This is a genomic window from Arenibaculum sp., assembly GCF_035998295.1.
Taxonomy (GTDB): Bacteria; Pseudomonadota; Alphaproteobacteria; order Azospirillales; family Azospirillaceae; genus DASYHS01.
In genome coordinates this window covers 14,233-34,749 of the sequence record NZ_DASYHS010000148.1, presented here as the reverse complement: position 1 = coordinate 34,749, position 20,517 = coordinate 14,233, and the positions used below count along the sequence as shown (strand labels likewise).

At 70.6% G+C, this 20,517-nt stretch carries 15 protein-coding genes; 2 read left to right on the top strand and 13 right to left on the bottom strand.

From position 1 onward, the window contains the following. Positions 1-130: 130 nt before the first annotated feature. The 3 genes from scpA to VGO20_RS14720 form a co-directional block, all read right to left on the bottom strand. Positions 131-2,284 (bottom strand): methylmalonyl-CoA mutase, encoded by a 2,154-nt coding sequence (scpA, locus tag VGO20_RS14730; protein ID WP_327503123.1) that lies wholly within the window; start codon positions 2,282-2,284, stop codon positions 131-133. 128 nt (positions 2,285-2,412) lie between these two features. After that, on the bottom strand, positions 2,413-4,398 hold the full coding sequence (locus VGO20_RS14725) for an acetyl/propionyl/methylcrotonyl-CoA carboxylase subunit alpha (RefSeq protein ID WP_327503122.1): 1,986 nt from the start codon (positions 4,396-4,398) through the stop codon (positions 2,413-2,415). 10 nt (positions 4,399-4,408) lie between these two features. After that, positions 4,409-5,941, bottom strand: coding sequence for an acyl-CoA carboxylase subunit beta (locus VGO20_RS14720; protein ID WP_327503121.1), 1,533 nt, complete (start codon positions 5,939-5,941; stop codon positions 4,409-4,411). A gap of 209 nt (positions 5,942-6,150) precedes the next feature. Here VGO20_RS14720 and VGO20_RS14715 point away from each other — a divergent pair, with 209 nt between their 5' ends. Beyond that, entirely contained in the window at positions 6,151-7,614 is a 1,464-nt protein-coding gene (locus tag VGO20_RS14715; RefSeq protein ID WP_327503120.1) for a helix-turn-helix domain-containing protein, read from the top strand. Between the two features lie 233 nt (positions 7,615-7,847). Here the strand turns inward: VGO20_RS14715 and VGO20_RS14710 are convergent, their stop codons facing one another. The 4 genes from VGO20_RS14710 to VGO20_RS14695 form a co-directional block, all read right to left on the bottom strand. Continuing rightward, on the bottom strand, positions 7,848-8,486 hold the full coding sequence (locus VGO20_RS14710) for a hypothetical protein (protein ID WP_327503119.1): 639 nt from the start codon (positions 8,484-8,486) through the stop codon (positions 7,848-7,850). 467 nt (positions 8,487-8,953) lie between these two features. Continuing rightward, complete coding sequence (locus VGO20_RS14705; RefSeq protein ID WP_327503118.1) at positions 8,954-9,991, bottom strand: nucleotidyltransferase family protein; 1,038 nt, start codon at positions 9,989-9,991, stop codon at positions 8,954-8,956. Then, on the bottom strand, positions 9,988-10,338 hold the full coding sequence (locus VGO20_RS14700) for a hypothetical protein (protein ID WP_327503117.1): 351 nt from the start codon (positions 10,336-10,338) through the stop codon (positions 9,988-9,990). Before VGO20_RS14700 ends, VGO20_RS14705 begins: the two co-directional genes overlap by 4 nt. 85 nt (positions 10,339-10,423) lie before the next feature. Continuing rightward, positions 10,424-11,224 (bottom strand): class I SAM-dependent methyltransferase, encoded by an 801-nt coding sequence (locus VGO20_RS14695; RefSeq protein WP_327503116.1) that lies wholly within the window; start codon positions 11,222-11,224, stop codon positions 10,424-10,426. A 135-nt stretch (positions 11,225-11,359) separates the two neighbouring features. Here VGO20_RS14695 and VGO20_RS14690 point away from each other — a divergent pair, with 135 nt between their 5' ends. Then, complete coding sequence (locus VGO20_RS14690) at positions 11,360-12,304, top strand: AEC family transporter (protein ID WP_327503115.1); 945 nt, start codon at positions 11,360-11,362, stop codon at positions 12,302-12,304. Between the two features lie 21 nt (positions 12,305-12,325). Here VGO20_RS14690 and VGO20_RS14685 read toward each other — a convergent pair whose 3' ends face one another. From VGO20_RS14685 to VGO20_RS14660, 6 genes are all read right to left on the bottom strand, one after another. Beyond that, complete coding sequence (locus tag VGO20_RS14685) at positions 12,326-13,312, bottom strand: glycosyltransferase family 2 protein (protein WP_327503114.1); 987 nt, start codon at positions 13,310-13,312, stop codon at positions 12,326-12,328. Continuing rightward, positions 13,302-15,605 carry a GumC family protein gene (locus VGO20_RS14680; RefSeq protein ID WP_327503113.1) on the bottom strand — a complete coding sequence of 768 codons (2,304 nt, stop codon included), beginning with the start codon at positions 15,603-15,605 and terminating at the stop codon, positions 13,302-13,304. The genes VGO20_RS14685 and VGO20_RS14680 overlap by 11 nt, the downstream gene beginning before the upstream one ends. A 53-nt stretch (positions 15,606-15,658) precedes the next feature. Continuing rightward, positions 15,659-16,819, bottom strand: coding sequence for a glycosyltransferase (locus tag VGO20_RS14675; protein WP_327503112.1), 1,161 nt, complete (start codon positions 16,817-16,819; stop codon positions 15,659-15,661). Between the two features lie 120 nt (positions 16,820-16,939). Next, positions 16,940-18,172: a glycosyltransferase gene (locus VGO20_RS14670; protein ID WP_327503111.1), complete on the bottom strand. Its 1,233-nt coding sequence runs from the start codon at positions 18,170-18,172 to the stop codon at positions 16,940-16,942. Continuing rightward, positions 18,169-19,521, bottom strand: a complete 1,353-nt coding sequence (locus tag VGO20_RS14665; RefSeq protein ID WP_327503110.1) for an O-antigen ligase family protein — start codon at positions 19,519-19,521, stop codon at positions 18,169-18,171. The genes VGO20_RS14670 and VGO20_RS14665 overlap by 4 nt, the downstream gene beginning before the upstream one ends. Then, positions 19,518-20,513 (bottom strand): glycosyltransferase family 2 protein, encoded by a 996-nt coding sequence (locus VGO20_RS14660; protein ID WP_327503109.1) that lies wholly within the window; start codon positions 20,511-20,513, stop codon positions 19,518-19,520. The genes VGO20_RS14665 and VGO20_RS14660 overlap by 4 nt, the downstream gene beginning before the upstream one ends. Positions 20,514-20,517 lie beyond the last annotated feature (4 nt).

Sequence of the window (20,517 nt, the reverse complement as noted above, 5' to 3'; positions counted from 1 at the left end):
CAATCAGTTGAACAGACCGATCGTTTTGTCTTCAGGACGAGGGATTACGGGCGGTCTGCCCTCACCCTCCCGGCCTTCGGCCGGGCCTCTCCCTCTCCCGTTGCACGGGAGAGGGGATATTCGCGCCGCCCTACTCCGCCGCCATCCCGCGGCCGCGGATCATGCGCAGGATCTCGGAGGCCGAGCGCGGGATGTTGGTGCCGGGGCCGTAGACGGCGGCGACGCCGGCCTCGCGCAGGAAGGGATAGTCCTTCGGCGGGATCACGCCGCCGCACACGACCAGGATGTCGCCCGCCCCCTGGCGCCGCAACTCCTCGATCAGGTGCGGGACCAGCGTCTTGTGGCCGGCCGCCTGGCTGGAGACGCCGATCACGTGGACGTCGTTCTCCACCGCCTGGCGCGCCGCCTCGTCCGGGGTCTGGAACAGCGGCCCGACGTCGACGTCGAAGCCGATGTCGGCGAAGGCGGTCGCGATCACCTTGGCGCCGCGGTCGTGGCCGTCCTGGCCCATCTTCACGACCAGCATGCGCGGCCGGCGCCCCTCCTCCTCGGCGAAGGCCTCGACCTCCCCCTGGATGCGCCGGAAGTCGTCGTCGCCCTGGTAGGCGGCGCCGTAGACGCCGGAGACGGAGCGGATCACCGCCTTGTGGCGGCCGAAGACCGCCTCCAGCGCGTCCGAGATCTCGCCGACCGTCGCGCGCACGCGCGTCGCCTGGACCGAGAGGTCGAGCAGGTTGCCCTCGCCGCTGGCCGCGGCCTCCTTCAGCGCCGCGAGTGCTGCGTCGACCGCGCCCTGGTCGCGGCCGGCGCGCAGGGCCTGCAGGCGGGCGACCTGCCCCTCGCGCACGCGGGTGTTGTCGATGTCGAGCACCTCGACCGTCTCCGTGCGCTCGGGACGGTACTTGTTGACGCCGACCAGCACCTCCTCGCCGCGGTCGATGCGGGCCTGCTTGCGCGCGGCCGCCTCCTCGATCTTGAGCTTGGGCATGCCGCTCTCGACCGCCTTGGTCATGCCGCCCAGCGCCTCGACCTCGTCGATCAGGGCCTCGGCGGCGGCGGCGAGGCTGTGGGTCAGGCTCTCGACGTAGTAGGAGCCGCCGAGCGGGTCGACGACCTTCGGGATGCCGGTCTCCTCGGCGATGACGAGCTGGGTGTTGCGCGCGATGCGGGCCGAGAACGGCGTCGGCAGGCCCAGCGCCTCGTCGAAGGCGTTGGTATGCAGCGACTGCGTGCCGCCCAGCACCGCGGCCATCGCCTCGATCGTGGTGCGGATCACGTTGTTGTAGGGGTCCTGCTCGGTCAGCGACACGCCCGAGGTCTGGCAGTGGGTGCGCAGCGCCAGCGAGCGCGGGTCCTGCGGGTCGAAATGCTTCCTCATCAGCTTCGCCCACAGCAGCCGCGCCGCGCGCAGCTTGGCGATCTCCATGAAGAAGTTCATGCCGATGGCGAAGAAGAAGCTGAGGCGCGGCGCGAAGCGGTCGACCTCCAGCCCCTTGGAGCGCGCGGCCCGGACGTATTCGAGCCCGTCGGCCAGCGTGAACGCCAGCTCCTGGACCGCCGTCGCCCCGGCCTCCTGCATGTGGTAGCCGCTGATCGAGATCGAGTTGAAGCGCGGCATGTGGCGGGCCGTGTAGCCGATGATGTCGGCGACGATCCGCATCGAGGGGTCGGGCGGGTAGATGTAGGTGTTGCGGACCATGAACTCCTTGAGGATGTCGTTCTGGATGGTCCCGGACAGCTTCTCCGGCCCCACCCCCTGCTCCTCGGCGGCGACGATGTAGCCGGCCAGCACCGGCAGCACGGCGCCGTTCATGGTCATGGAGACGGACATCTTGTCGAGCGGGATGCCGTCGAACAGGGTCTTCATGTCCTCGACGCTGTCGATCGCCACGCCGGCCTTGCCGACGTCGCCGACCACGCGGGGATGGTCGCTGTCGTAGCCGCGATGGGTCGCGAGGTCGAAGGCCACCGACAGGCCCATCTGGCCGGCCGCGAGGTTCGCCCTGTAGAAGGCGTTCGACTCCTCCGCCGTCGAGAAGCCGGCATATTGCCGGACCGTCCAGGGCCTCTGGGCGTACATCGTCGCCCGCGGCCCGCGCAGGAACGGCGGGAAGCCCGGCAGCCCCTCGAGCTCCAGCCCCTCCAGGTCGGCCGCGGTGTAGAGCGGCTTGACCCGGAGACCCTCGGGCGTCTCCCAGACCAGCGTCTCGGCTCCCGCACCGCCGGTGTCCTTGGCGGCGAGCGCCTGCCAGTCGGCGAGGGTCTTCTTCTCGAACTCGGTCATGAGCATCTCCCGTGGGCTATGCCTGGGCGTACGGCCGGGCCTGGCGCCAGGACGGCGTCAGGATAACACCGCCGGCGCGCCGAACGGCGCGCGGCGGCTAATAGGCGTGGGCGGACGAGGTCGCTTCATCAGGCGAATTCGATGATGATCTGGTCGACCGCCAGGCTGGCGCCCGGCTGGGCGTGGATCTTCGCCACCGTGCCGTCGGCGTCGGCGCGCAGGATGTTCTCCATCTTCATCGCCTCGACGACGGCCAGCTCCTGGCCGGCCTTGACCTCCTCGCCTTCGGCGACCGCGACGGCGCTGAGCAGGCCCGGCATCGGCGACAGGAGGAACTTCGACATGTCCGGCGGCAGCTTGACCGGCATCAGCTCGGCCAGCTCGGCCGCGCGCGGGGTCAGCACCTCGACCCCGACCTGCGCGCCGGCATGGATCAGGCGGTAGCCGATGCCGGCCCGCTCGACCTGGACCGCGAGCGCGCGGCCGTCGACGGTGCCGGTCCACAGCCCGTCCCAGGGCGCCCAGGACGAGCGCACCTCGCGCTCGGCCCCGTCGAGGCCGACGACCCAGTGGTCGCCGCGCCGCTCCACGGTCGCGGGATGGTTGGCGCGGTCGACGCGCGCGACCCAGCCGCGGTCGTTGACCGCCGGGCGGGCGGCGACCTGGCCGCTGATCGTGCGCTCGCGCTCGACCCGCTGGGCATGGACGCACAGCGCCACCGCGATCAGGTCGCGCAGCACCACGTCGGACAGCTCGATCCCCTGGAAGCCCTGGCCGAACTCCTCGGCGATGAAGTTCGTGGTCAGGCGCCCCCCGGCGAAGCGCGGATGCCCCATCAGGGCCGACAGGAAGGAGATGTTGTGGCCGACGCCGCGGATGCGGAAGCGGTCGAGCGCGTCCCGCATGCGCGCGATCGCCTCGCCCCGGTCGGCGCCGGACGCGATCAGCTTCGCGATCATGGGATCGTAGAACATGCTGATCTCGCCGCCCTCGCGCACGCCGGTGTCGACGCGCACGCCGTTCTCCTCGGCCGGCGGGGAATAGCGGGTCACGCGGCCCGTCGACGGCAGGAAGTTGCGGGTCGGCTCCTCGGCGTAGACGCGGGCCTCGATCGCCCAACCCTTCAGGCGGATGTCCTCCTGGCGGAACGGCAGCTCCTCGCCGGCGGCGACGCGGATCATCCATTCCACGAGGTCGAGCCCGGTCACCAGCTCGGTCACGGGATGCTCGACCTGGAGGCGGGTGTTCATCTCCAGGAAGTAGAAGTTGCGCTCGGCGTCGACGATGAACTCGACCGTGCCGGCGGAGCGGTAGCCGACCGCGCGCGACAGCGCCACGGCCTGGGCGCCCATGGCCTGGCGGGTCTCCTCGTCGAGGAACGGGCTCGGCGCCTCCTCGATCACCTTCTGGTGGCGGCGCTGGATCGAGCATTCGCGCTCGCCGAGGTGCAGCACGTTGCCGTGGCCGTCGGCCAGGACCTGGATCTCGATGTGCCGCGGCTCGGTCACGTATTTCTCGACGAAGACGCGGTCGTCGCCGAAGGAGGAGCGCGCCTCGTTGCGCGCGGAGCGGAAGCCCTCGCGCGCCTCGGCGTCGGAGCGCGCGATGCGCATGCCCTTGCCGCCGCCGCCGGCCGAGGCCTTGATCATGACGGGATAGCCGATCTCGCGCGCGATGCGCACGGCCTCGTCGTCGTCCTCGATCGATCCGAGGAAGCCGGGGACGGTGCTGACGCCGGCCGCCTTGGCGAGCTTCTTCGATTCGATCTTGTCGCCCATGGCCGCGATCGCGTCGACGCCGGGGCCGATGAAGGTGACGCCGGCCGCCTCCAGCGCGCGGCAGAACTCCGCCCGCTCGGACAGGAAGCCGTAGCCGGGATGGACCGCCTGGGCGCCGGTCTTCAGGCACGCCTCCACGATGCGGTCGGCGACCAGGTAGGACTGGGCCGAGGGCGCCGGGCCGATCGGCACCGCCTCGTCCGCCATCTCGACGTGGAGCGCGGTCGCGTCCGCCTCGGAATACACCGCGACCGTGCGGATGCCCATGCGCCGCGCCGTGCGGATGACCCGGCAGGCGATCTCGCCGCGATTGGCGATCAGGATCTTCTCGAACATGGGGCGCGCCTCACAGCGGGATGTTGTCGTGCTTCTTCCACGGGTTCTCGAGCTTCTTGTTCTTCAGCATCGAGAGCGCGCGGCAGATCCGCTTGCGCGTGCCATGCGGCATGATGACGTCGTCGACGTAGCCTCGCGCGCCGGCCACGAAGGGGTTGGCGAACTTCTGCCGGTACTCCTCCGTGCGCGCCTCGATCTTGGCCTGGTCGCCGATGTCCTGGCGGAAGATGATCTCGACCGCGCCCTTGGGCCCCATCACCGCGATCTCGGCCGAGGGCCAGGCGTAGTTGACGTCGCCGCGCAGGTGCTTGGAGCTCATGACGTCGTAGGCGCCGCCATAGGCCTTGCGCGTGATCACCGTGACCTTCGGCACCGTGGCCTCGGCATAGGCGAACAGCAGCTTCGCCCCGTGCCGGATGATGCCGTTGAACTCCTGCGCGGTGCCGGGCAGGAAGCCCGGGACGTCGACGAAGGTGACGATCGGGATGTTGAAGGCGTCGCAGAAGCGCACGAAGCGCGCCGCCTTGACCGCGCTGTCGATGTCGAGGCAGCCCGCCAGCACCATGGGCTGGTTGGCGACGAAGCCCACGGTGGCGCCCTGCATGCGGCCGAAGCCGACGATGATGTTGCGGGCGAAGTCGGGCTGGACCTCGAAGAAGTCGCCGTCGTCGGCGACCTTCAGGATCAGCTCCCTCATGTCGTAGGGCTTGTTCGGGTTCGCCGGCACCAGCGTGTCGAGCGAGGGCTCGGGCCGGTCGACCGGGTCGGCCGTCAGGCGCACCGGCGGCTTCTCGCGGTTCGAGGACGGCAGGAAGTCCATGAAGCGGCGAAGCTGGAGCAGCGCCTCGACGTCGTTCTCGAAGGCGAGGTCGGCGACGCCGGACTTGGAGGTGTGGGTGACGGCGCCGCCCAGCTCCTCGGCGGTCACGACCTCGTGGGTCACCGTCTTCACGACGTCGGGGCCGGTGACGAACATGTAGGAGCTGTCCTTCACCATGAAGATGAAGTCCGTCATGGCCGGGGAATAGACCGCGCCGCCGGCGCACGGCCCCATGATCAGCGAGACCTGCGGCACGACGCCCGAGGCGAGCACGTTGCGCTGGAACACCTCGGCGTAGCCGCCGAGCGAGGCCACGCCCTCCTGGATGCGGGCACCGCCGCTGTCGTTGATCCCGATCACCGGGGCCCCGACCTTCATCGCCTGGTCCATCACCTTGCAGATCTTCTCGGCATGCGCCTCGGACAGCGAGCCGCCGAACACCGTGAAGTCCTGGCTGAAGACGAAGACCAGCCTGCCGTTGATCGTGCCGTGGCCGGTCACGACGCCGTCGCCGGGGACCTTCTGTTCCGCCATGCCGAAGTCGGCGCAGCGGTGCTCGACGAACATGTCCCACTCCTCGAAGGAGCCTTCGTCGAGCAGCACGTCTATCCGCTCGCGCGCCGTCAGCTTGCCCTTGGCGTGCTGGGCGTCGATCCTTTTCCGGCCGCCGCCGAGCTTGGCGGCGGCGCGCATCTCTTCGAGCCTGGCGAGAACGTCCTGCATCGCGTTCTTTCTTCCCCGTGCCGAAAACGTGGACGGACGGCTACCGGTTCGGATAGCCGTTCGCTGCAATGTATTTGCAACCTTCGCACCGTGGCAACGGCGGACACCCGACAAAAGTGCGGAGTTGCGAAGTTCGTCGCGAAGGGTAACCATGGTTTGCGAAGTTTGCAAACCGCCCCCCGCGGGCAGGAAACGGCAGAACCGACACCATGGCGAAGAAGCTCTATCTCGGCTACAAGCTGCGCCGGCTGCGCGAGCAGAAGGGCCTGACCCAGGCGGCGCTGGCGAAGACGCTGGAGGTCTCGCCCAGCTACCTCAACCAGATCGAGAACAACCAGCGGCCGCTGACTTTGGCCGTGCTGCTGCGCATCTCGACCCTGTTCGAGATCGACCTCACCAGCTTCGTCGAGGACGAGGAGGCGCGGCTGGTCTCCGACCTGCGCGAGGCGCTGGGCGACCCGCTGTTCGGCGCGGCGACGATCGGCGCCGCCGAGCTGCGCAACGCGACCTCGGCCTCGCCGGAGCTGGCGCGCCGCGTGCTGTCGCTGCACCAGGCGTACCAGAAGCTGCACGAGCGGGTGCAGTCGCTGGCCGACACGCTGTCGAGCCAGGACCGCGGCTCGACCCTGGCCGGCCCGCAGTTCCCGTACGAGGAGGTGCGGGACTACTTCCACTACTGCAACAACTATGTCGGCCCGCTCGACGAGGCGGCCGAGAAGCTGGTCGAGCGCGAGGAGTTCCGCCTCGGCGACATGCAGAACGACCTCGTGCGCCACCTCAAGGACCGCCACGACGTGCGCGTGCGCCTCGTCGCGGACCAGGGCGGCGGCGGGGCGATGCGCAGCTTCGACCCCGGCACGGGCACGCTGTACCTCTCGGCCCAGCTCTCGGCGCCGTCGCGGGCCTTCCACCTCGCCCACCAACTGGCGCTGCTGGGCCAGCGCGACACGATCGAGCGCCTGGTCGAGGAGGCGAACCTGACCAGCGAGGACGCGCGCTCGATCTGCCGGGTCGGGCTCGCGAACTACTTCGCGGGCGCGCTGGTAATGCCGTACCGCGCCTTCGCTTCGAGCGCGCGCACCGTGCGCCACGACGTCGAGCAGCTCCAGAGCCGGTTCGCGGTCAGCTTCGAGCAGGTGTGCCACCGGCTCTCGACCCTGCAGCGGCCGGGTGCGCGCGGCGTGCCCTTCTACTTCGTGCGCGTCGACATGGCCGGCAACATCACCAAGCGGCACAGCGCGACGCGCTTCCACTTCGCGCGGTTCGGCGGCGCGTGCCCGCTGTGGAACGTCCACGAGGCCTTCGCGCAACCGGGCAAGATCCTGGTCCAGCTCGCGCGCATGCCCGACGGCATCGCCTATATCTGCATCGCGCGCACGGTGACGAAGCGCGGCGGCGCCTATCTGCGGCCGAGCCGGCAGTTCGCGATCGGGCTGGGCTGCGAGGCGGCCTACGCCTCGGAGGTGGTCTATTCCGCCGGGCTCGACATCACCAACGCCGAGGCCGCGGTGCCGATCGGCGTGTCGTGCCGGGTGTGCGAGCGCACGGACTGCCAGCAGCGCGCGTTCCCGCCGATCGGCAGCCAGCTCACCGTCAACGAGCACCACCGCAGCTTCGTGCCCTACCTGTTCTCGCGCCCGGAGCCGGAGGAGATCGAGGCGGCGGCGCCGTAGCCAGTTCGTAGCGACTGTGTCGTCGAGCGAGTCAGACGCCAACAAAAAAAGGGGCGCCTAACAAGGCGCCCCTTTGAACGTGTTTCGAATTGATCTACTTGCTACCACTCACGTCCGGATCTTCGTAGGATGGATCCAAAGGAATTGGATTGCGTGCCATGAAGCGCGCAGCACGTCCCAATCGCTCCAGCATCTGCTTTTCGTTGGCTGGCGGGCACAGCCGAGCATCGACCTCATCGCACCCGCGAAGGTGAGATGTAAGCCGTGGCGGTATTTTCCGCGCCAAATTCGTCATGATCCTCTCCAAGCATCTTCACGAGATCCGACGTGTCAGATCGATCATCTACAGGCACGAAGTCACGTGATCGATAGTAGCGCACCGCTCCCGGTAGTGGGTTAACGATCTTCATGCAAGCCGCATTGATCAGAAACCCGTAGTAAGTGAGTGCCATCTCTGCGATCGGGAAAACGTGACCCTGGAAGGGGTTCCCAACCGCAGGATACCCCTCAATATACTCAATCCGCACCGCATATCCAGCGCTAGACGTACGGCCGATCACGAGGCCGTGCAGGTCTTTGGTGGCAACAGGTTGCCCAACTCGTTGGTTCCAAAGGGCTAATTGGAACTGTTTGGGATCAGCATTCCGGTCTGCGACAATCTGCTCCCAATCCCAGTGACGAGAAGCATCGTGGCGCAAATCCGTCTGCCATTGCTGCCGATACGCATCCATGGCTGCCGGGGTGATGTTGCTCAACATCATCCGGGGAAACGTCTTTTCGAATCGAAAACAGGTACTAAAATGCGCAATCGCTCGCGTGTCAGCATACACACGATGGGTTTCTCTGTACGATCGGTAGAGCGTGGCATCCATGCGTGAGCTATAGCACAGCACCACCAAAGGATGAAGTGTCCACGCTCGCTCAGGGTCTGCAGTCCGCTGCGGACAGCACCGCCCGCCGAGCGCCGTGAATCCAGCCGATCAGCCTCTACGAAGAGGGGTAACGGTAGGAACCCGTGGCGGGCGATCGGGTTGAGCATCATCTCTCCGCTTTCGACTACCTCTCAGTACCTTTGGTTGATCGTGGCCGCGTAGTCCCGATACATGTCTCCGACGGGCGGTGCTCCGAGCCCGGGCCGGAGCCCAGGGCCCTTAACGAACCGGATCATCACTAACTAACGGCCATTTCGACGCGCTCGACGAACTTAAGATTGCCACCGTCAAGCGATACCACAACCTCACCGCCCCCCTCAAACCCGTTCGGGTCCGAAACCTTCTTCCACTGGCGGCCTGCCCTCGTCCGACATCCGTGACGGAGACGTCTTCACCAGCAGCCGGTATTAGGCCCCGAACGGGTTCGGCTCCACCGCACCGAGCAGGCGGCCGGCCAGCCAGCCGAAGTCGCGGGCGCGGGAGCCGCGGCGGGGGTCGAGCTCGCTCAGCACCGCGCCCGGCACGCAGCCCGGGACCAGCCCGTCCAGCCAGGACAGCAGGTAGAACGGCCCGGGGCGGGTGTCGTGGCCGTGCGTGAGGGAGACGACCCGCTCCCAGTCGATCTCCGCCCGGCCGACCAGCAGCGCGGCGTAGGCGAGGTCGCGCAGCGTGTCCTTACCGTTCAGCGCCACCTCGTTGTAGTAGCGCACCAGCAGGCACCAGAGGTGGTCGGCGGGCGTCGGCGAGAAGCCGGCGCCGAACGGGCCGGGAATGCGGCGGTCGAGGAAGATCGCCGGGTCGAGGTCGACCGCGAGCCCGTGATGCACGTCGAAGGCGACCGCGAGCTGCGCGGCGCCGCCTGAGACGAGGACCGATTCCGCGTCCTGCGGCCCGACCGCGGCGATCGCCTCGGGATCGAGGTCGAGGGGCTGGAAGCGCCAAAAAGGCGGGATCTCGTAATGCTCGGAAAGGATCGCGCCGATCGCGGCGATGTCGAACGGGACGAGGCGGCCCGCCTCGGCATCGAAGTAGCGCGGGCGGAAGCCGCAGCCGAACAGCACGGCCATCGCCTCGACGACCTCCTCGCGCGGCACCAGCAGGTCGCAGTCCGCGAAGATGCCGATGGGGCGCGAGCCGAACCAGCGCTCGGCGATCTCCGCGCCCTTGAACGCCAGGACGGTGAGGCCGGAAGCGTCGAGCGTGCGCAGCATTTCCGCGGTCGCGGCGCGCTGTGCGCGCCATACCGCGTCGTAGAGCCGCTGGCGCGGGTGGCCGGGATCGAAGGCCAGATAGTGGAGGCCGTCGAGGTTGCGCCGGCGCAGTTCCTCGACCACCGCCGGCGGCCAGGGACGGCGCGGCGGCTCCCCGCCCGCCGCCCAGGCGAGCAGATCGAGCGCCGCCTGCGCCCAGCCGGGGAGGCTCCCCTCCCCGAACCCGGCCGTCACTTCCGCGGCGCGCCGCGGACGGAGATCATGGCCGACACGTCGTCGATCCGGTCGGCCATGCGATCGAGCACGTCGCGCAGGTCCTTGCCGCTGCCGCGCACGCTGATCTGGGCGCTCACCCCCGCCGCGATCAGCGCCGAGACCTGCTGCGGCAGGGACTTGGCGGCCATGGTCGCCGTGATCGTGACCTGCGGGCTGGCGCCGGCGGAGACCATGGGGCTCGCCCCTGCGGAAATCATCGGGCTCGCCCCTGAGGAAACCATCGGGCTTGCCCCTGCGGAAACCATCGGGCTCGCGCCCACCGACAGGATCTCGCTCGCTTTCGCACCGGAACGCTTCTTCGCCATGTCGCCCTCCCCGAAAGATCGGAAGGCGCAAGAGTGGCACATGCTACAACCCGACGCCACATCGGCCGGGTATATATCCGTCCGGTCAGGCCTTGCGGCCCCTCACGGCCCAGGCACGCGCGACGAGACGGATGCTGCCGTCCGCCTGCGCCGGCAGGGACGCCCGCAACCGCTCGCGCAGGGCCGTCCGCCCCTCCTCCGTCAACGACATGCAGTAGGCGGGCGCCGGTGCCTGCCCGCCCAGGAACGGAACCCAGTAGTCGTCGAAGTCGCGGAACGCCGTCGGCACGTCGATCGCGCGGGTCTCCACCTCCGTGAGGCCGGCGCCTTCGAACAGGCGGCGCAGGGGCTCCGGCCGGCATATCGGAGAACGCCGCGCCTCGTCGCGTTCGGCGGCCTGCGGGTCCAGGGCCGCCGCCGCGTCCCAGAAGCGGCGCATCATCTCCATACCCTCCGCATAGTCCCATACGTAGAGCGCCACCTCGCCGCCCGGTTGGGCGACCCGCGCCATCTCGGCCGCCGCGAGCGGTTGGTCGGGCACGAAGTTGAGCATGAGGCCGGACACCACGCGGTCGAACCGAGCCGCGGCGAAGGGCAGTCCGCGGGCATCGGCCCGGTGCAGCTCGGCGCCCGTATCCTTCAGCCGCAGACGGGCGAAGTCGAGGAAGCCGGCCGACGAATCGACCCCGGCCAGGTGAGCGGGCGCGCATCGTCCGGCGATCGCCTCGAGCACCACCCCGGTGCCGCAGCCCAGGTCGAGCCAGTCGAGCCTGGCCGGGGCGTCCAGCCAATTCAGGAACTCGCGAGCCACCAGTCGGCTCCAGCGTCCGACATAGGGCTCGTAGAGGTCGCCGCTCACCCAGCGAACGGAAGCAGCTTCGTTCATCGCCGTGGCTCCTCATGTCCGTGAAAGCCGGATCGTAGTCCCTCCCCGACCCGGGGTCATGTGGACAGGCGGGTAGGTACTTGCCACGCTCCCGGCGCCGCGCCATGGTGGCGGCCCCTCCCCGGTCCGCCCGACATGCACGTCATCCTCGACATCGTCCTGCCGGTCTTCGGCCTGATCCTCGCCGGCTTCGCGTTCGGCCGGCCGCCGCTGTTCTCCGCCGAGGCGGCGCGCGGGCTGACCACCTTCGTCTTCCATCTCGCGATCCCGGCCCTGCTGTTCCGCGCCATGGCCGAGGCCGGGCTGCCGGGCCGCGAGGACCTGGCGATCCTGGAAGCCTACTACGCGGCGGTGCTGATCGTCGGCACGGTCGCGGTGCTGGGCGGGCGCTACCTGCTGCGCGACAGCCTCTCCGGCAGCGCGGTGCTCGGCATCGGCGCCACCTTCTCGAACACCGTGCAGATCGGAGTGCCGCTGGCGCTGGCGGCGTTCGGGGAGGCCGGGCTGGCACAGCACCTCCTGATCGTGACGTTCCATGCGGCGCTGCTGATCGGCGGCTTCACGGTCCTGGTGGAGATGGACCGCGCCGAAGGGCGCGGCCGGCCGCTCGCCGTGCTGGGGACGACGCTCGCCTCGATCGCGCGCAACCCGATCGTGATCGCGGTGCTCGCCGGGCTCACGGTCGGCACGCTCGGCATCCCGATCCCGGAACCGGCCGACCGGCTGCTGGCGATGCTCGCGGGCGCGGCCGTGCCGTGCGCGCTGTTCTCGCTCGGCGCGGGGCTGGTCGGGCTGCGCGGGGGCGATTTGATGGGGCCGAGCCTGATGGTCGTGGTGCTGAAGCTGCTGGCGCTGCCGGCCGCGGTCTGGCTGCTGGGACGCCACGTCTTCGACCTGGCGCCGCTGCAGCTCGCGGTCGCGACGGTATGCGCGACGCTTCCCAGCGGCGCCAACGCGTTCGTCTTCGCCCAGCGCTACGGCATCCACGTCCTGCCGACCGCGAGCGCGGTCCTGGTCACGACCGCGCTGTCGATGCTGACGACGGGCGCCGTGCTGGTGTGGTTCGCGGCCGGCTCCTGAATCCGCTCAAACGCCCGAGGGTCAGGCGTCGGAGGCGAGCAGCCGGCGGCGCGAGCGCTCGAGCGCTACGGCCAGGCACTGGCGCATGATGTAGGCGCAGACATGCGGGCTGCGCGCCAGCGTCGCCAGCGCCGCCGCCGGGGCGCGGCGCTTCACGTCCTCGATGAAGACGCGCCAGAACAGGCGCTGGTCGATCGTGCGGCGGTGGCGGCGCAGCGCCGCGGCCGCGGCCTGGTCGCCCATCGCGCGGATGCGCCGGCCGAGGTCGTCGTCCATGGCCCTGAGGCGGCGCAGATCCTCGATCGAGTGGTTGGCGGTCAGCGAGCCGGGATGGATGCGGTATTCGTACCAGGCGTCCGGCACGAGCAGGAACCGCGCGCCGGCCGCGAGGCAGCGGGTATAGAAGCCGAAATCCTCGGCGAAGCGGGCGCCGGCCTCGTAGCGCAACCCGTGCGTCTCCAGGAACCGGCGCCGCAGCACCGGCTTCAGGAACCCGTAGCCGACCCGGGGGTGGCGCGGGTCGGGGAGGTTGCCGAGCAGGAAGCGCGCCAGGGTCACGACCTCCCGCTCGAACGGCGCCTCGATCATGGGGCGCGGCGGCCGGCCGTCCTCGACCAGCAGCAGGTTGTCGGCGATCATGTCGGCGCCGTCGGCCCGCGCCTCGGCCAGCAGGCCGGCGAGGCGGCCGGGCGCGAAGCCGTCGTCGGCGTCCAGCAGCGCCACCCAGCATCCCGACGCCGCGTCCAGGCCGGCGTTGCGCGCCGCCGCCGGGCCGAGGTTGCGCTCGAGCCGGACCAGGCGGACGCGCGGGTCCTCCCCCGCGAGCCGCAGGGCGAGGCCGGCGGTGCCATCGGTCGACGCGTCGTCGACGACGATCACCTCCACCTCGCGCAGGGTCTGGCCGAGCGCCGAGCGCACGGCGCGCTCCAGGGTCGCCTCGGCGTTCCAGGCCGCGACGATCACCGAGACGGTCGGCATCCCGCCATGCGCGCGCGGCTCAGTTCGCATAGTACCGCTTCGCGCTGCGGTACACCGCGCCGACGTCCTGCTCGGCCCGGGTCTCGACCCGCGAGAGCACCGTGCCGACGAGGTTGGCGCCGCATTCGCGCAGCAGCGCCGCCGCCTTGATCACGACCTTGCGCGGCGTGCTCGACCAGCGGGTCGCCAGGATCACGGCGTCCGCCTGCTCGGCCATCACGATCGTGTCGGAGATCACCATCGCCGGGGCCGTGTCGACCAGGACGAGGTCGTAGCGCCGGCGCGCCTCGTCGAACAGCCCGCGCACCCGCCGCGGGTCGAGGATGTCGGCCGGGTCGGACGCGGCCCGGCCCGCCAGGAGCACGTGCGCGCCGGATTTCGGGTCGGTGTGGAGCGTGGTCGCCAGTTCGCGCTGGCCGGCCAGCACCTCGCACAGGCCCGCCGGGTCCTCGGGCTGGAACATCGCCGACAGCGACGGCCGCCGCAGGTCGCCCTCGATCACCAGCACGCGCACGCCCGCCCCGGCCAGCATCCGGGCCAGCGACATCACCAGCGTCGTCTTGCCCTCGTTAGGGACGGCGGACGAGACGACCAGCACCGATCCCTGCCTGAGGCGCCCCATCAGCCGGATGGTCGCGAACAGGCGCCGCAGCGATTCCGCGTAGATCGAGAGCGGCTTGTCGACGACGTAGTCCACGGGGTTGCGCCAGCGCCCGAACCGCAGGCGCGGGATCGCGCCCAGCACCGGCATGCCGAGCAGGCGTTCGGCCTCCTCGGAGCTGCGGAAGCCGCGCGTCACCTGCTCCAGCACCAGCACGACGATGATGCCGAGGATCGCGCCCAGGCCGAGGCCGGCGGCGACGATCTGCTTGCGGCCGAGGCCGACCGGGGACAGCGGAACCGCGGCTTCCGAGATGGTGCGCGCGTCCGGCTCCAGCAGGTCGGTCTGCTCGATCAGTTCCTTGTAGCGGGTCAGCACGCTGTCCAGCAGGGCGCGGCTGGTCTGGGCGTCCTGGTCGATCTGCAGGATCTCCATCTGGGTCCGGCCGGCGTTGGTGGCCCGTTCCTCCAGCGCCTGCAACGCCTGCTGCAGGCTTGCCTCGCGCGAGGTGGCGACGTTGACCTCGTTCTGGAGGCCGCGGACGATGGCGTCGACCTCGTCGTCGATCTTGCCGCGGATCGCCTCCAGCTCGGCCCGGACCTGGATCAGGTCGGGATGGCGCGGGCCCAGCCGGCTCGCCAGTTCGGCCTCCTCGCGGCGCAGGTCGCCTTCCTGCTGCTTCAGGCCCTGCACCGCGCTGGCCTGGAACACCTCCAGCGTGCCGTCGTAGCGGCCGCTGTCGCTCGTCAGCTGCTGGGCGCTGCGCAGGCGGGCCTCGGCCTGCGCGCGGCCGGAGCGCGCCAGGATCAGCTGCGAGTTCAGCTCGGCCAGCTGCTGGGCGGTGACGGTCCCGTTCTGGAGCTCCACGATCTGGTTGTCGTCGCGCAGCTGAAGCACGGAGCGGTTCGACGCCTCGACCTCCTGGCGCAACGCCAGGACGCGCTCGTTCAGCCAGTCCTGGGCGCGCTTCAGCGCCTCCTGCTTCAGGCGCACCTGGGAGGCCAGGTACTCCTCGGCGAAGGTGTTGGCGATCAGGGCCGCCTTGCGCGGGTTCTCGGACGAGAACCCGATCGAGAGGACGAAGGACCGCCCGTCATTGGCGACGCTCAGGTTGCGCGCGACGCTGCGCATCACCCTCGCCCGCTCCGGCGACGTGTTCTCCCCGTCCTCGGCCGCGACCGGCTCCTCGTCCTCGGGGGCGGCGCCGAGGGTCTCGGCGGTCCAGTCGAGCAGCGCGCCGGGGGCGGCGCTCAGCTCCTCGAACCACAGCTCGACGGTGGAGGGCGGCGGCGCCAGCTCCTTGGCGAGGCGGCCGTTGAACTCGGGGTCCTGGACCAGCCCGAGCCGGTCGACCACCCGGCCGACGATCTCGTTCGAGCCGATCTGGGCGATCTCGCCGCGGATCGCCGCCGTGGCCATGTTCGAGGTGACCGGGATGTCGGGCACGATGCTGCCGCCGCCCTCGAGCACGTTCGGCTTGCGCAGGTCGATCAGCAGCTCGGTCCAGGCCGAGTAGCGGGGCGTCTGCGTCAGGGCCACCGCCAGCGCCAGGACCGTCGACAGCACGACCGCCAGAGCGAACGCGATGCGGTGGCGCCGCAGCATGCCGAGGAAGTCGCCGAAGGCGAGCTGTTCGGTGCGCGGAGCCGGCATCGGCGGCGGCACGCTGCTCGCGTTCTGGGGCGGGTATCCGATCGGCGGCTGCTGGGGGAGCTGGAACATCGTCTAGGCCATCGTCTGGTTCGGGGGTGCCGTCGTCTGATTCGGAGGCATCGTCATTGCGCGCGGCGGACCGACTGCGCCGGGGTCCATGTCTGGAACCGGTCGCCCCGGTAGGAACGCAGGACGCCCACCGCCGTGGCGGCGAACGCCGAGAGGATCTCCCGCACCGTGCGGACGCGGGCCACGCCCAGCCGGTCCAGGAGCGCCGCGGCGCCGGCCCCCGCGAACGCCACGGCGAGGCCGGTCCACTGGAAGGCGAGCCAGAGGAAGAGCAGGCCCGAGAGCCCCGCGGCGGCGAGCAGGAAGCCGGTCATCCAGCGCAGCCACTTGTGCGAGGCGTATTTGTAGCGGGTCAGCAGGTCCGTACGCGCGATCCGCGGCCGCAGCAGGCGGTGGACGTTGACCGCCTGGCAGGCGATGCGGACCTTGCGCCGGAACTCGTCGCCCGAACTGGTCGCGCCCTTCTCGTAAGCGCGGATGTCGGGTGCGCGGACGACGCGGCGGCCGTCGCACAGGATCGACAGGGAGACGTGGAAGTCGTCGATGATGTCCTCGGGCACCGGACGGTGCAGCTCGCGCCGGATCGCGAAAACGGAGCCGTCGGCCCCGATCACGGAGCCGGTGTCGCTCTCGAGCTGCTTGATCGTCTCCTCCAGGCGCCAGTACGCGGCGCCGCTGGCGGCCGTGGGCGTCTCGTCGTCGTTGGTGTATGTCAGCGTCCCGCACACGCAGCCGACGGACGGGTCGGCGAAGTAGCGCGCCAGGTTCGGCAATGTCTCGGGGTCGATGCGTACGTTCGCGTCGGTGAAGATCACGACGTCCGCCCGCGTCAGGCTGACCAGCCGGTTCATGCCGTGCGTCTTGCCGTGGCGCTGCGGCGAGACGACGAGCGTCAGCACGTCCTCGTGCCGGCGCAGCAGCTCGGCCGTGCGGTCGGTCGCGGCATCGACGTAGACGAGGATGTCGAGGGCGCCGCCGAGTGCCTGGCGCATCTCCAGCAGGTTCAGGACCTTGTCCTCGATCACCGCCTCCTCGTTGTAGGCGCACAGGCACACCGCGAAGCTCCGCGGCCCGCCGTCCGGGACCGGGCGCACGGGTTGCGGCCGCAGGCGGCGCAGCAGCGCCAGCGACAGCGGATAGGCCGTGAAAGGATGCAGGGCCAGGGCCATGAACGAACAACAGGCGGCCAAGGCGATCAGACCCGCGACGGTCATGCGCGCTCCCAGTGTTTCTCCGTGGCTTCAACCGCGATCCTAGAGACTCGCAGTCCCGCGCGGAGGTGGTATTCGGGATAACGGCCCCACGAGGGCGAGTAGCCGGACGCGGGAGCGGCACTACCCCGTTTTTTCGGACCACCCCTTTCGGCCGAGCGGTTCGGCCGAGCCCGCCGCCGCCATCCGGCCGATCAGCGCGCACAGGCGCGCGGCGTCGTCCGTCTCCACGAACCTGCCCCGCGGCACGGCCAGGACCGTGCCGCGGCAGGCCCGGTAGTCCTCGACCCGCAACGTCTCCAGGAATCGTGCGACGGAGACGTCGTACGGCGCCTCGAACGCCCAGCCGAGCCCCTCGGCCTCGACGCGCCGCCCGGTCTCGGTGCCGCGCGCGGCGATCGCGACCGCCCCGAACAGCCCGCCCTCGTAGAGGCGGTTCGGCAGCAGCCAGTCGGAGTTGGCCCCCTTCTCGTGGAAGTCCAGCCCCCAGTAGAAGTCCACCCCGCCGTAAAGGGCCGCGAGGTCGTCGGGGTTCCGGTACTCGCCGCCGTGGCGCATGTTGGGATGCGCGGCCAGCAGCCTTTCCATGCCGTCCCGCCCGACCGCCAGAGGCCAGCCGCCCCGCAGCACGATCTCGACCCGGTCGGGCAGCGTGCGCGCGATCGAGGCGAGGAGCGCAAGGCTCTCCTCGCACCGCAGCGATCCGAACCAGCCGATCCGCCAGCGCCCGCCGGGCGCCGGCTGCCGGTCCGCATCGGGCGCCGGCAGCCCGTCCTTGCCGGGGCGGACCTTGTTCTCCAACAGGAACCACGGCCCGAGGTAACGCTGCACCGGCCGGAAATAACGCTCGACATAGCCGCCGGAGCTGACCACCAGCAGGTCCACCCGCGCCAGCATCCGCCGCTCGCACCACCGCAGCACGGCGCCGGCCGCGCCCGGCGCGGTGAACAGGCGGTGCACGTCCAGCACCTCGTAGACGATCGGGATGCGCCGGCCGGCGATCAGCCGCGAGGCGAGCGCCAGCAGGCACATGTCGATGTTGCGGGCGTAGATCGCGTCGGCCCGGCGCAGCCGGCCGCGGTGCCGCGCCAGGACCGGCAGCGCGCGCGCGAGCGCCAGCAGGCGGCGGGCGTAGGACCGGTCGGCGGTGACGCCCAGCTCGACATTGGGCCAGGGCGGCGCGAAGCCGCGGTTCAGCTTCTCCCGGCGGAACATGAAGCCGGTCAGGGCGATGCCCTGCGCCATCAGGCTCCGGGCCCGCTTGATCACGGTGCTCTCGGTGCAGTCATGGCCGAAGAAGAGGACGCGCAGGCCCTCGGCGGATGCGTTCGCGGCCTTGTTCGCGGCGTCGGTCACTGCACCCCTCCGGCGGGGTCCGGCTGCGAGCGGCGCAGCAGGACGATCTGGACGAAGAGCGCGACGAACAGGATCTGGAACAGGCCGTGCTTCACGAACAGGACGACCTCCGCGAGGCCGGCGATCATCAGCAGCGTCCACAAGGCCGGCGGCCAGGCGAGGATCACGTCGCGCCGGCGGACCAGCGCGTGGATCCAGGTCGCAAACGACAGCAGCAGGACGGCGGCGACCAGCGCGACGCCGAGCAGGCCGAGCTGGACCGCGATCTCGAGGAAGGTGTTGTGGAAGTGGCCGACGTCGCCCAGCTCGGCCAGGACGGCCTGCGTGCGCCAGTCGGCGCCGGCGGTCCAGAAAGCGGCGAAGCCGTAGCCGAGCACCGGCCGGTCGCCGATCTGCGCGAGTGCCGCGTCCCACAGGTCCCACCGGCCGGTCAGCGTCGGGTCGCGGTCGAGCAGGCGCAGGGCCTCGGTATAGGGGTCGGTGCCGTAATGCAGGAACAGCAGCGCGATCACCGAGGCGAAGAGCAGCGCCGTGAAGACCATGGTCGCCGCCGCCAGCGGCCTCATCGCGAGCGCGGCGAGCAGCGGCAGGCCGATGAGCAGCAGCGCCGTCACCGCCGCCGAGGTCGCGCTGTCGCTGAGCATGGTGGCGAGCAGCGCCGCGATGCAGCCGACGAGCGCGAACGGCACGAGGCGGCCGCGCAGCAGCAGCACCGCCGATAGCGCGAACAGGAGCACCGCCTGGCCGCCGAGCATGTTCTTGTGGAAGTAGATGCCGCGCGCGTCGCCGCCCGGCGCCAGCGCGAAGCCGACGCCCGCGAGCGTCAGCAGGACCGAGAGCCCGACCCCCGCCAGGGTGACGAAGAAGACCATCACCGCCAGCCGGGGCACCGACAGGCGCACGCCGATCAGGACGCCGATCAGCACCGTGACCGAGAACCGGAGCGCCTGGCCCAGCGTCGTCGCGGGATCGACCGACCACACCACCGACAGCCAGGCAACGGCCGGCCACAGCAGGATCGGCCAGGCCGCAATCGCGGCGCCGACCGCCGCCCGCCCATGGATCCAGGCCAGCGCCCCGAAGGCGAGGTAGATCATCGGCCATTGCAGCCGCGCGAACAGGCTGGTGTCCTGCCGGACATAGGCGTCGCCGGTCACCAGGATGTCGATGAAGCCGAGCGCGCCCGAACTCAACGCGATCACGTAGATGTAGAGCAGCGGCTCGACCCGGGCGAGCAGCCGTTCCAGCACGCCGGTCTCGACGGCCGCGGGCATGCGGCCATAGGCCGGCATCGGCCCCCCGATCGGCGCCCCGATGGGCGTGTTCCTGCGGATCGGCACCCCGGTCATGCCCGGACCGCCGCCAGGCGCTTGCCGATGCTCTCGCGGCCGTAGCGCAGGATCAGCGGCCACAGGACCGGGAAGCGGAGGCCGAGGCCGAGCGCGGCCGGGATGCGCAGGCCTTTCAAGGCGCCGACGAAGCGGTCGTAGAGAAGCAGCGACTCGATCCCCGCCAGGCGCTGCACGAGCGCGTCGGCGAGGCGGCCGTCGCCGGCCGCCCGCGCGCGGCCGAGGTCGCGCCGCGTCCGGTCGGCGAGCACCTCCAGGTCGCGCGGCCCCAGGCTGCGCGACAGGCTGCCCGGCGTCAAAGCGTAGTGGTAGAGCGGCTCGTGCGCGTAGAGGAAGCGCGCCCCGGCGCCGATCAGGTCGAGGTAGAGGTGGTAGTCCTCGGCGATGCGGACCGCGGGGTCGTAGCGCAGCCCCGTCGAGACGAGGAGGTCGCGGCGCATCAAGGGCTTCATGTAGCCCCAGCCCATGCGCTCGGCGTGGAACATGTTGTTGAGCACGAAGCCGGGCGCGTCCACCAGCCCCAGATGCGGCGGGTGGCCCACGGCGAAGGCGGTCCGGCCGGACGCTTCCGGCATCGTGCCGCCCTGGGGCTCCAGGACCATGTCGTCGCCGACCATGTCCGCGCCGTGGTCGCGCGCCAGCGCGAGCAGCCGGCCGAGGCGGCCGGGCGCGAAGCGGTCGTCGGCGTCGAGCGGCGCGATCCAGGCGCCGGCCGCCGCCTCGATGCCGAGGTTGCGGGCGTTGGACGCGCCGGTGCCGCCGGCGGTCCGCAGCAGGCGCAGGCGGGGTTCGGCCGGCAGGCGCGACGCGACGCGCGACGCGGTGTCGTCGCCGGAGCCGTCGGCGGGCCCGTCGTCCACGACGATCACCTCCAGCGGCACCTCCAGCGGCACCTCCTGGCCGTGCAGCGCCGAGTCGAGCGCCGCGTCGATGGTCGACGCGGCGTTGCGGGCCGGGATCACGACGGAAACGATGGGTGCCTGGGCTCGCATGACC

What these genes read in the sequence shown, in the direction of transcription:
- VGO20_RS14720 (WP_327503121.1), bottom strand. Translation starts at nt 5,941, where the DNA reads ATGCAGGACGTTCTCGCCAGGCTCGAAGAGATGCGCGCCGCCGCCAAG.
- VGO20_RS14710 (WP_327503119.1), bottom strand. Translation starts at nt 8,486, where the DNA reads ATGGATGCCACGCTCTACCGATCGTACAGAGAAACCCATCGTGTGTAT.
- VGO20_RS14675 (WP_327503112.1), bottom strand. Translation starts at nt 16,819, where the DNA reads ATGACCGTCGCGGGTCTGATCGCCTTGGCCGCCTGTTGTTCGTTCATG.
- VGO20_RS14715 (WP_327503120.1), top strand. Translation starts at nt 6,151, where the DNA reads ATGGCGAAGAAGCTCTATCTCGGCTACAAGCTGCGCCGGCTGCGCGAG.
- VGO20_RS14680 (WP_327503113.1), bottom strand. Translation starts at nt 15,605, where the DNA reads ATGTTCCAGCTCCCCCAGCAGCCGCCGATCGGATACCCGCCCCAGAAC.
- VGO20_RS14690 (WP_327503115.1), top strand. Translation starts at nt 11,360, where the DNA reads ATGCACGTCATCCTCGACATCGTCCTGCCGGTCTTCGGCCTGATCCTC.
- VGO20_RS14700 (WP_327503117.1), bottom strand. Translation starts at nt 10,338, where the DNA reads ATGGCGAAGAAGCGTTCCGGTGCGAAAGCGAGCGAGATCCTGTCGGTG.
- VGO20_RS14665 (WP_327503110.1), bottom strand. Translation starts at nt 19,521, where the DNA reads ATGACCGGGGTGCCGATCCGCAGGAACACGCCCATCGGGGCGCCGATC.
- VGO20_RS14695 (WP_327503116.1), bottom strand. Translation starts at nt 11,224, where the DNA reads ATGAACGAAGCTGCTTCCGTTCGCTGGGTGAGCGGCGACCTCTACGAG.
- scpA (WP_327503123.1), bottom strand. Translation starts at nt 2,284, where the DNA reads ATGACCGAGTTCGAGAAGAAGACCCTCGCCGACTGGCAGGCGCTCGCC.
- VGO20_RS14685 (WP_327503114.1), bottom strand. Translation starts at nt 13,312, where the DNA reads ATGCGAACTGAGCCGCGCGCGCATGGCGGGATGCCGACCGTCTCGGTG.
- VGO20_RS14660 (WP_327503109.1), bottom strand. Translation starts at nt 20,513, where the DNA reads ATGCGAGCCCAGGCACCCATCGTTTCCGTCGTGATCCCGGCCCGCAAC.
- VGO20_RS14725 (WP_327503122.1), bottom strand. Translation starts at nt 4,398, where the DNA reads ATGTTCGAGAAGATCCTGATCGCCAATCGCGGCGAGATCGCCTGCCGG.